General features: G+C 49.2%; 2 rRNA genes. Both read left to right on the top strand.

Annotated features, from left to right (window positions below):
- Positions 1–1,627 (top strand): 23S ribosomal RNA (locus tag J3P37_RS22810); the annotation flags it as partial.
- Positions 1,628–1,716: 89 nt separating this feature from the next.
- Positions 1,717–1,828, top strand: a 5S ribosomal RNA gene (gene rrf, locus J3P37_RS22815).
- The last annotated feature ends 50 nt before the right edge of the window (positions 1,829–1,878 follow it).

Genomic DNA, 1,878 nt, shown 5'->3' on the forward strand with positions numbered 1-1,878 from the left:
TGGTGGAGAGGCTGGAAAAGCAAATGTAGGCATAAGTAACGATAAGGCAGGCGAGAAACCTGCCCACCGAAAGACTAAGGTTTCCTGATCAACGCTAATCGGATCAGGGTTAGTCGGGGCCTAAGGATAATCCGGGTGGAGATTCCGATGGACAATGGGTTAATATTCCCATACTTTTTATAACTGCGATGTGGTGACGGAGTAGTGACACTGACGCGAACTGACGGAATAGTTCGTTAAAGGCTGTAGGTATTAGTATTCCAGGCAAATCCGGAGTATTAGCTGAAAGCTGATAGTACCGCAAACCTTCGGGGGCGCGGATAGTTCAGGTAATCAGACTTCCAAGAAAACCCGCTAAGCTTCAGGTTATAAAAACCCGTACCGTAAACCGACACAGGTAGTCGAGGAGAGAATCCTAAGGTGCTCGAGTGAATCATGGCTAAGGAACTCGGCAAAATGGCCCTGTAACTTCGGGAGAAGGGGCGCCTCAGCAATGAGGCCGCAGTGAAAAGGCCCAGGCGACTGTTTAACAAAAACACATGGCTTTGCAAAATCGAAAGATGAGGTATAAGGCCTGACACCTGCCCGGTGCCGGAAGGTTAAGAGGGGATGTTAGTCGCAAGGCGAAGCATTGAATCGAAGCCCCGGTAAACGGCGGCCGTAACTATAACGGTCCTAAGGTAGCGAAATTCCTTGTCGGGTAAGTTCCGACCTGCACGAATGGTGTAACGATCTGGGCGCTGTCTCAGCCATGAGCTCGGTGAAATTGTGGTATCGGTGAAGACGCCGGTTACCCGCAACGGGACGGAAAGACCCCATGCACCTTCACTACAACTTAACATTGATATTGGGTACATGATGTGTAGGATAGGCGGGAGGCAGTGAAGCAGTGGCGCCAGCCATTGTGGAGTCAACCTTGAAATACCGCCCTTTATGTATCCGGTGTCTAACTCTGCAAAGCGGAGGACATTGTTTGGTGGGTAGTTTGACTGGGGTGGTCGCCTCCAAAAAGGTAACGGAGGCTTTCAAAGGTAAGCTCAGTACGCTTGGTAACCGTACGTGGAGTGCAATAGCAAAAGCTTGCTTGACTGTGAGACAGACAAGTCGATCAGGGTCGAAAGACGGATATAGTGATCCGGTGGTTCTGCATGGAAGGGCCATCGCTCAAAGGATAAAAGGTACGCTGGGGATAACAGGCTGATCTCCCCCAAGAGCTCATATCGACGGGGAGGTTTGGCACCTCGATGTCGGCTCGTCACATCCTGGGGCTGGAGAAGGTCCCAAGGGTTCGGCTGTTCGCCGATTAAAGTGGCACGCGAGCTGGGTTCAGAACGTCGCGAGACAGTTCGGTCCCTATCTGTTGTGGGCGTAGGAAAATTGAGTGGGGCTGACCTTAGTACGAGAGGACCGGGTTGGACTAACCTCTAGTGAATCTGTTATGGCGCCAGCTGTACTGCAGAGTAGCTACGTTGGGAATAGATAAGCGCTGAAAGCATCTAAGTGCGAAACTAGCCACGAGATGAGTTTTCCATATAGGGTCGTGAGAGACTATCACGTTGATAGGCTACAGGTGTAAAGGTGGTAACATCATAGCCGAGTAGTACTAATTACCCGAAGCTTTCTTTGTAAGCAGATAATGATCTGTTGTTTTCTTATTACTTCTTTCAGTATTTGTCATTGTTTTTTGGGGATAATCCTAAGGAACATTAAAAATCTTCAGGTGCCTATATCGGCGGTGTCCACCTCTTCCCATTCCGAACAGAGAAGTTAAGCCCGCCAGAGCCAATGGTACTGCAGTAACATGTGGGAGAGTAGGTCGGTGCCAAATCTTTATTAAAAACAGAAGCTCGTTAGTTATACTAACGGGCTTTTTTGTTT

The sequence above is a fragment of the Desertivirga xinjiangensis genome, assembly GCF_024436435.1.
GTDB lineage: Bacteria > Bacteroidota > Bacteroidia > Sphingobacteriales > Sphingobacteriaceae > Desertivirga > Desertivirga xinjiangensis.